Origin of the sequence: Corallococcus sicarius, from assembly GCF_003611735.1 — a bacterium.
In the GTDB taxonomy this organism is placed as follows: Bacteria; Myxococcota; Myxococcia; order Myxococcales; family Myxococcaceae; genus Corallococcus; species Corallococcus sicarius.
This window is the reverse complement of the sequence record NZ_RAWG01000363.1, coordinates 1-8,886: the sequence shown is the minus strand read 5'-3', so window position 1 is coordinate 8,886 and position 8,886 is coordinate 1. Positions and strand designations below refer to the sequence as shown.

Genomic DNA, 8,886 nt, shown 5'->3' with positions numbered 1-8,886 from the left:
GGCGTGGGCTCTGGAGCCGTGGGCGGCGCGGCGGCCGGCGCGGCGACCGGCGCGGCGACCGGCGCTTCAGGGGCGGGCGTGGCGGCGGCGGGAGCGGTGTCCTGGGCGAGGGCGGGCGCGGAGAGAAGGAGCAGGGCCAGGGACCAGCGACGCATGGGACCTCCGAAAAGAGCGCGGCAGCGTAGCAGAGGACGGCGGGCCTGAGTCCTGCGAGCGGGCGGGCGTCGGACGGGACCTTCGCACGGCACAACGCACCGCGTGCATGTGGAGGCGGACGTTGGTATGGGGGGCGCCCGATGCCCAAGCGTACCGATATCCGGAAGGTTCTCGTGATTGGCTCGGGCCCGATTGTCATCGGGCAGGCCGTCGAGTTCGACTACTCAGGCACCCAGGCGATCAAGGCGCTTCGGGACGAGGGCGTGGAGGTGGTGCTGCTCAACAGCAACCCCGCCACGGTGATGACGGACCCAGAGTTCGCGCACCGCACCTACATTGAACCCATCACCGTGGAGGCGGCGGAGAAGATCCTCGCCGCCGAGCGCCCGGACTCCCTCCTGCCGACCATGGGCGGGCAGACGGCGCTCAACCTGGCCAAGGCCCTGGCGGAGCGGGGCATCCTGGAGAAGTACGGGGTGCGCCTCATCGGCGCGTCGCTGGACGCCATCAACAAGGCGGAGGACCGGCAGCTCTTCAAGGCGGCCATGCAGAAGATTGGCGTGGCGCTGCCCCGCAGCGGCTATGCGACGACGCTGACGGACGCGATGGCGCTGGCGGAGGACATCGGCTTCCCGGCCATCATCCGTCCCTCGTTCACGCTGGGCGGCACGGGCGGCGGCATCGCGTACAACCGCGAGGAGTTCGAGGCCATCTGCCGCTCGGGCCTCAAGGCGAGCCCCACCTCCACCATCCTCGTGGAGGAGAGCGTGCTCGGGTGGAAGGAGTTCGAGCTCGAGGTGGTCCGCGACTCGGCGGACAACGTCATCATCATCTGCTCCATCGAGAACCTGGATCCGATGGGCGTGCACACCGGTGACTCCATCACCGTGGCGCCGGCGCAGACGCTGACGGACCGCGAGTACCAGCGCATGCGGCAGGCGTCGCTCGCCATCATCCGCGAGATCGGCGTGGAGACGGGCGGCTCGAACATCCAGTTCGGCATCCACCCGCAGGACGGCCGCATGGTCGTCATCGAGATGAACCCGCGCGTGTCGCGCTCCAGCGCGCTGGCGTCCAAGGCGACGGGCTACCCCATCGCGAAGATCGCCGCGAAGCTGGCGCTGGGCTACACGCTGGACGAGCTGCGCAACGACATCACCCGCGACACGCCGGCCTCCTTCGAGCCGACGCTGGACTACGTGGTGGTGAAGGTCCCGCGCTTCAACTTCGAGAAGTTCCCCAAGGCGGACCGCACGCTGACGACGAGCATGCGTTCGGTGGGCGAGGTGATGGCCATTGGCCGCACCTTCCCCGAGGCCTACATGAAGGCGCTGCGCTCCATGGAGCTGGGGCGCGTGGGGCTGGAGTCGCCGGAGCTGCCCGCGGAGAAGGAGGAGCGGGAGAAGGTGCTGCGCGAGGGCCTGCGCGTGCCCCGGCCGGAGCGGCCGTGGCTCGTGTCCCAGGCGTTCCGCGAGGGCATGACGGTGGACCAGGTGCACCAGCTGTCGCGCATCGACCCGTGGTTCCTGCGGCACATCGAAGCGCTGGTGAACGAGGCGCAGATGCTGGCGGATCACGGCCGGCTGGATCAGCTTCCGGACGACGTGCTCCGGACGGCGAAGTCGCACGGCTTCTCCGACAAGTACCTGGGCAACCTGCTCGGCTACCCGGAGGAAGAGGTGCGAGCGCACCGGCACGCGCGCGGCATCCGGCCCGTGTTCAAGCGGGTGGACACCTGCGCCGCGGAGTTCGAGGCGTACACGCCCTACCTGTACTCCACCTACGAGGAGGAGGACGAGGCGCCGCCCACGGACCGGCAGAAGGTCCTCATCCTGGGCAGCGGTCCCATCCGCATCGGTCAGGGCATCGAGTTCGACTACGCGTGCGTGCACGCGGCCTTCGCGCTGCGCGAGGCCGGGTACGAGACGGTGATGGTCAACTGCAACCCGGAGACGGTGTCCACGGACTACGACACGTCGGACCGCCTCTACTTCGAGCCGCTGACGATCGAGGACGTGCTGGAGGTGTCCCAGCGTGAGAAGCCGGTGGGCGCCATCGTGCAGTTCGGCGGGCAGACGCCGCTGCGCCTGAGCGTGCCGCTGGAGCAGGCGGGGCTGCCCATTCTGGGCACGTCGCCGCAGGCGATTGACCGGGCGGAGGACCGCGAGAAGTTCTCCAAGCTCATTGAGAAGCTGGGCCTGACGCAGCCGGAGAACGGGGTGGCGCGCAGCCACGCGGAGGCCTTCAAGGTGGCCGAGCGCATTGGCTATCCGGTGATGGTGCGGCCGTCGTACGTGCTGGGCGGGCGGGCGATGGAGACCGTGTACGACGCGGCCAGCCTGGAGCGCTACATGCGCGAGGCGGTGAGTGCGTCGCCGGAGCACCCGGTGCTGATTGACCGCTTCCTGAAGGACGCCATCGAGGTGGACCTGGACCTGGTCGCGGACCGCACGGGGCAGGTGCTGATTGGCGGCGTGCTGGAGCACATCCAGGAGGCGGGCGTGCACTCGGGTGACGCGGCCGCGACGCTGCCGCCGCACTCGCTGTCGCCGGACCTGGTGGAGCGGATGAAGGACCAGGCCATCTCCATGGCGCGGGAGCTGGGCGTGGTGGGGCTGATGAACGTGCAGTTCGCCATCCAGGGGAAGACCATCTACATCCTGGAAGTGAACCCGCGCGCCAGCCGCACGGTGCCGTTCATCTCCAAGGCGACGGGCGTGCCGTTGGCGAAGATTGCGGCGCTCTGCATGGTGGGCAAGACGCTGAAGGAGCTGGGCCGCACGGAGGAGCCGGAGTTCAAGCACGTGGCGGTGAAGGAGAGCGTCTTCCCGTTCGCGCGCTTCGCCGGGGTGGATGTGATTCTTGGCCCGGAGATGAAGTCCACGGGCGAGGTGATGGGCCTGGCGGACGACTACGCGTCGGCCTTCGCCAAGAGCCAGCTCGCGGCGGGCGTGAAGCTGCCGAAGGCGGGCAGGGTGTTCATCTCCGTGAAGGACGAGGACAAGCCCGCGGTGGTGGACCTGGCCAAGCGCCTGCGCGCGATGGGGTTCACGCTGACGGCCACGGCCGGCACGCACGGCTACCTGCAGACGAAGGGCATCGAGTCCCAGTTGGTGCAGAAGGTGAAGGAGGGCCGGCCGAACATCGTCGACAAGATCGTCGACGGGGAGATCGTCCTGGTCATCAACACCACCTTCGGCAAGCAGGAGATCAGCGACAGCTTCTCCATCCGCCGTGAGTCGTTGATGCACTCGGTGCCGTACTACACGACGGTGCAGGCGGCGCGCATGGCGGTGGGAGCGCTGGAGTCGCTGAAGCGCTCGGACCTCGCGGTGAAGCCGTTGCAGGAGTACCTGTACGGCGAGAAGGGCATCCCGCCGGGCGGCCGTCGGTAGGGATTGGCAGGGCCGGGGGAGCGGGTGTTGCCCGCTCCTCCGTGTGCCGCTTTCACGCCGCCTCCCCGCTGCAAAGGGCCTGCACGGCGCCCTCGAACGAGCCCCGTGGGAGGGCGATGGGTGAGGCGCTCTCCGCGCCCTCGAGGTTGAACAGGCCTCACGTATTCAGGGCCGCCAGATGACCGAGAGCGGCGTGGCGAAGAACAAGCTCGCCGTGTGTGAACGCCGACTCGGACCGCTCTTGCAGTCAGGCGTGAGCATTCGCGCGCTTGCTTTGGGCAAGGGTGGCGCTGGTGTCAAGATGCACAATCGGTACGTGCTCACGGAGGTCGGAGGCCTCGCTGTGCAAACCGGGCTCGACCAAAACGCGCGAGGCACGCGCCAGACAGACGACCTGACCGTTCTCTCGAAGGAGCAACACGCCGCGCGCTGGTCGGAGTTCTCCCCGGAGGGCGTCGTCCATCGCCTCATTTCGAATCAGCGCTTCGCAGGCGCTCCATCGGGAATCCGCTGATGGCAAGAAGCGCACAAGGCGCGCAAGTGCCGCCAGTCCCCACGACGAGCGAGACGCATTCATGACTGATCTGTCCCTGCGCGAGTCCGAGTTCCTGCTCTACACCGCGCCTGATGGGGCGGTGAAGGTCGGCGTGCTCTTCCGGGACGAAACTGCGTGGCTCACGCAGAAGGCACTGGCAGCGCTCTTCGGGGTCGGAGTGCCCGCCATCAACAAGCACCTGAAGGGCATCTTCGAGTCGGGGGAACTCGCGGAGGCTTCAGTTATTTCCATTTTGGAAACAACTGCCGCGGACGGGAAGACCTACAAGACCCGTTTCTACAACCTCGATGCGATCATCGCCGTCGGGTACCGGGTCAACAGTTACCAGGCGACCCAGTTCCGCATCTGGGCCACCAAGACCCTGAGCGAGTTCATGCTCAAGGGCTTCGTCCTCGACGACGAGCGCCTGAAGCAGGGCAAGACGCTCTTCGGCAAGGACTACTTCGACGAGCTGCTCGAACGGATCCGGGAGATCCGCGCGAGTGAACGGCGTTTCTACCAGAAGATCACCGACCTCTATGCGCTCGCGATCGACTACGACGCGCACGCCCCACTGACGCGAGAATTCTTCGCGACGGTGCAGAACAAGCTGCACTGGGCCATCACCGGACAGACCGCCGCGGAGCTGATTTGATCTGTCGAGCTATCCCATCCTCGCGGACAAGGGAAAGGTGAGCGCCCTCGAAGCGAAGCTCAAGGCCGAAGGCGAATACGACGTCTACCGAAAGCGGCAAGATGCTGAGTTCGTCTCAGACTTCGATCGCGTCGTGGAGGAGACGAAGCGACTTGATAGCGGTGCGATGACGCGCGGCACGGCGAAGCCCGGCGAGGTCTTTAGTAAAAGTAGGAAGAAGCCGTGATGTACGGTAACGGAACCACGCCCGAGTCACGCCACGTGCTCCGGTTCCACGTTGGGCCCAGTCCCACAGGGCGTGGCACCCAAGTCAGTTCGTTGCCCCCGTCATGGGCAGCTCCACGATGAACGTCGCGCCCTGGCCCGGTTCGCTCTCCGCCCACAGCCTGCCGTGGTGCGCTTCGACAATCTGTCTCGTGATGAAGAGGCCCAATCCCAGGCCTCCGTAGTGCCGGGTGGAGACCGCGCGGGTGAACTTCTCGAAGATGGTCAGGAGGGCTCCCGGCGCGATGCCGATGCCCTCGTCCTTCACGGTCAGCCGGGCCTTCCCATCCGCCTTCTCCACCCGCAGCGTCACCGGGCTGCCCGCGCCGTACTTCAGCGCATTGGACAGCAGGCTGAGCGTCACCTGCTCCAGTCGGTGACGGTCCCAGTGGCCCACCACTCCGGGGGACGCTTCGAGCACCAACTGGCAGCCCGCCTTCGCCGCCTGGGGACTGGAGCGCTCCACCACCTCCTGCACCACCGTGGCCAGGTCCACGTCCTCCAGTTGCAGCGGCGCCGCCGGGCCCGTGGACTGCGTGACTTCCAGCAGGTCGTTGATGAGCGTCGTCATCTTCCGGACCTGCCCGGAGACGCTCTCCGCGGTGCGCACCACGCGCTCGCGCAGCGTCTCCAGCGACGGGGCCGTCATGGCGTCTCGCACCAGCGACTGGAGCTTGAGCTGCAAGGGCGTCAGCGGCGTCTTCAGCTCGTGCGACGCCACCGCCAGGAACTCGTCCCGCAGGGACACCGCGTGCTGGAGCTGGGCCTGCGTCTTTCGCAGCTCGCTCACGTCCTGGTGCGCCAGCAACACCGTGGCGGGATGGCCGTGCTGGGCGGGCAGGGGGACCGCCTCCACCAGCAGGGAGTACCTTCCGGTGGGCGTGTGCCAGACGATGGGCGCCGCGTGCACCGGTTCGCCCCGCGCCGCTCGCACGCCCGGGACTTCCTCGCTGCGCAGCTCCCGGCCCGCTTCGTCCGTGAAGAGGTAGATGCCCTTGTACTTCTCGACCCGCAGCCCTCCCGGGAATTCTCCCCCCGCCATCTCCCGGGCCGCCTGGTTCGCGAAGAGGGGACGGCCGGTGCGGGGCTCCATCAGCATCAGGGCCACCGGTGTCCGGTCCAGCACCGCCTCCAGCCACTGCTGCTGGTTCCTCAGCGACGCGGCCCAATCCTGCAACTTCTGCCGGGCCTCCACCTGCTCCGTCACGTCGATGGCGAACGACAGCACGGAGTCCACGCGGCCGTTCACGTCGCGCAACGGCTGGTAGGTGACGTCGAAGAGCCGCGTGGTCGCCACCCCGTCCCCGTCATGGTCGAAGACGATGGGCATCTCCTTGTCCGTCTGGGTCTCGCCGGTGGTGTAGGCCCGCTCCAGGTGGGCCGAATAGGTCCGCCCCGACTCGTCCTGGAAGTCGCGCAGCGAGGCGCCCGTCAGGTCCATCCCTTGCGACGCGCGACTGAAGAGGGGGTTCACCAGCGTGAACACCTGCTCCGGGCCCGCCACGATCGCGACGCCCGCGGGCGCGTTCATCAGCACCGAGCGGAGCCGCCCCCGCTCGGCCTCCACCAGCGCTTCGGCCCGCTTGCGCTCGGTGATGTCCTCCGCCGTGGACACCCACTCCTCGATGTTACCCGCGTCACCGAAGACGGGCACCGCCCGGCCCACCACGTCCCGGTAGCCTCCCGCGTGGAAGCGCAGGCGGAACTCGCCCTGGTAGGACTGGCGCGTGCGCAGCGCCTCCACCCACCCGCGCACCACGCGCTTGCGGTCCTCCGGGTGGATGGCGTGGAGCCAGCCCAGCCCCAGGTGCTCCTCGTGGGTCTGCCCGGTGAAGGCCAGCCAGCGCGGCGCGGGCTCGACCACCTCTCCCCGGCGGTTGGTCGTCCACACGGGCTGCGCCATGGCCTCCACCAGCGAGCGGTAGCGCTGCTCGCTGGCCCGGAGCGCCTCGTGCGCCTTGCGCTGCTCGGTGACCTCCACCACGACGACGCCCGTGCCCAGCAACACCCCCGAAGCCGTCCGCACCGGGTAGTAGCTGGCCAGGAAGTGGCGCTCCACCCCCATGGCCTTGGACGTCGCGCCCCTGATTTCAAAGGTCCGCGCTTCTCCCCCGTCCATGATGTGCTGGTATTGGGGGCGCAGCGTGGACCACATCTCCGGGACGATCTCCTGCACCTTGCGGCCCAGGTGGGCGGCGCGCGGAATCCCGTTGAGCTCCGCCAGCGCCTCGTTGACCTGGACGAACCGCTGGTCCATGTCCACCACGGCAAGGCCCACGGGCGTGCATGCCACCAGGGTTTCAAGGAGCAGTCGCGCGTGCGCCTCGGTGATGCCCTCGGTGGCCACACCGTCGAAGCTTGCGCTGGGGCTTTCCACGCGCGCCTCCTGGGGCCATGGTCCCTTGCCTGGCAAGCGTAAAAACGGCGACCCGTGTCGCCGCCTTCCCGCCACCCGCAAGTGACCTGATCTGGAGGGTGTGCATTCCAGGCGCGTCCTGGCAGCGGCCGCTCACCCAGGGGCGAAGCCGCTGGCTGGCCGGTGCCCACGCTCTGTCGGGTCTGCTGTTTCCCCCAGTGAAATACAGTCCGGGAGCCATGGCCATTCTCCGCAAGCTCCTGTCCGCCAGCCTGCTGCTGTGCTCTGCCTGTGCCGCGCCTGCCCGCTCCACCGAGCCCGCCCGTGCCCAGGCCGCGCCCGCCGCTCCCGACCCTGTGTATGTCTTCGAGGGCGTGGAGGTGTTCGGCCTCCGCAAGCTCCCCCGCGACGAGGTCCTCAAGCTCATTGGCATGCCGGCGCCCGGCACGCGCTTCAACCTGGAGCAGGGCGAGTTCACGCCCTACCTGCTGGAGAGCAAGCCGCGCCTCCTGGCGGCCCATCCACTGCCGTTCTGCCGGTACTCGATGGTCACCTACCCGCCGACCCACACGTTCCGCGTCACCGTGGACCTGGTCGAGCCGGGGGACGAATGGCGGATGCGCTTCGACCCTCCGCCCACGGGCATGGTGGAGGATCCCGAAGGGCTCATCGCCGCGTGGGGCGCCTACCAGCAGACCTACTGGAAGCTGCGGCGCGAGGGCGCGGTCCCCGAGCAGGGCCTCGGCGGCTGTCAGGCCCTGAGCTGCTACGGCGGCTTCGACCACCCGGAGCTCGCGCCGCTCGAAGGACGCTTCGTCGACGGCGTGCCCCGGAACACCGCCGCGCTGGTGCGTGTGCTCCGCGAGGACAAGGATGACGCGAAGCGGATGACCGCCGTCATCCTCCTGTCCTACGTGCGCTCGCGTGAGGAGCTGGTGCGCTACCTGGTCCCCTCCGTCCGCGACCCCTTCGAGGGCGTGCGCAACGAGGCCCTGCGCCTGCTGGGCGCCGCGCAGGAGAAGCCGCCGAAGGTCCTCATCCCACTGGAGCCCGTGCTGGAGGCGCTGGCGTTCCCGCTCTCCTCCGACCGCAACAAGGCCGCCTGGGCGCTGGTGCGCATCGTGGAGACGGAGGGCGCAGCGCGGCGGGCGCGCATCCTCGAACGCTCAGGCGACATGCTGCTGGAGATGGCAGGCATGCGTCAGGCCATTGACCGGGAGCCGGCGCGCAAGGTGTTGACCCTCCTCGCGGGCCGCGACCTGGGCGAGGACGTGGGCCCGTGGCGCGAGTGGGTTGCCCGGACGCGCGCCGCGTCCTCGGGCCCCTGAGGGCTGCCGTCCCACGCCGTGAGGCATTGGACGGTCGCAAGCGCGCGGGGGCCCCTTACGGCATGCATGTAAGTCATTAACGTAGAAGTGCGCAGGGGATGCGCGGGGCGGGTCGGACAATCCTCAAGGATTGTCCCGAGGGGAGAAGCCACATGATCTGTCTCTTTATACACATCTGACGCTGCCGACGACTAGTC

At 68.4% G+C, this 8,886-nt stretch carries 6 protein-coding genes; 5 read left to right on the top strand and 1 reads right to left on the bottom strand.

Translation table 11 applies throughout. The features are described from left to right. The first annotated feature begins 296 nt into the window (after positions 1–296). The 4 genes from carB (at position 297) to D7X12_RS43840 (ending at position 4,967) form a co-directional block, all read left to right on the top strand. Positions 297–3,551 (top strand): carbamoyl-phosphate synthase large subunit, encoded by a 3,255-nt coding sequence (gene carB, locus D7X12_RS35665; RefSeq protein WP_120629671.1) that lies wholly within the window; start codon positions 297–299, stop codon positions 3,549–3,551. Between the two features lie 193 nt (positions 3,552–3,744). Then, positions 3,745–4,065: a hypothetical protein gene (locus D7X12_RS35660; RefSeq protein WP_147443895.1), complete on the top strand. Its 321-nt coding sequence runs from the start codon at positions 3,745–3,747 to the stop codon at positions 4,063–4,065. Between the two features lie 61 nt (positions 4,066–4,126). Continuing rightward, a complete protein-coding gene (rhuM, locus tag D7X12_RS35655; RefSeq protein ID WP_208719490.1) occupies positions 4,127–4,741 on the top strand; it encodes a RhuM family protein in 615 nt (204 codons plus the stop codon). Between the two features lie 37 nt (positions 4,742–4,778). Next, a complete protein-coding gene (locus tag D7X12_RS43840) occupies positions 4,779–4,967 on the top strand; it encodes a hypothetical protein (protein ID WP_208719488.1) in 189 nt (62 codons plus the stop codon). 84 nt (positions 4,968–5,051) lie between these two features. On the opposite strand, the gene D7X12_RS35650 is transcribed toward D7X12_RS43840, so the two are convergent. Next, entirely contained in the window at positions 5,052–7,382 is a 2,331-nt protein-coding gene (locus D7X12_RS35650; RefSeq protein ID WP_147443894.1) for a PAS domain-containing sensor histidine kinase, read from the bottom strand. Between the two features lie 218 nt (positions 7,383–7,600). Here D7X12_RS35650 and D7X12_RS35645 point away from each other — a divergent pair, with 218 nt between their 5' ends. Then, the gene (locus D7X12_RS35645; protein WP_120629668.1) at positions 7,601–8,689 is read left to right on the top strand and encodes a HEAT repeat domain-containing protein; all 1,089 of its coding nucleotides are present in this window, start codon (positions 7,601–7,603) and stop codon (positions 8,687–8,689) included. The last annotated feature ends 197 nt before the right edge of the window (positions 8,690–8,886 follow it).

Bases quoted from the DNA above. Each gene is read 5' to 3' on its own strand.
- carB (WP_120629671.1), top strand. From the start codon at position 297: ATGCCCAAGCGTACCGATATCCGGAAGGTTCTCGTGATTGGCTCGGGC.
- rhuM (WP_208719490.1), top strand. From the start codon at position 4,127: ATGACTGATCTGTCCCTGCGCGAGTCCGAGTTCCTGCTCTACACCGCG.
- D7X12_RS35645 (WP_120629668.1), top strand. From the start codon at position 7,601: ATGGCCATTCTCCGCAAGCTCCTGTCCGCCAGCCTGCTGCTGTGCTCT.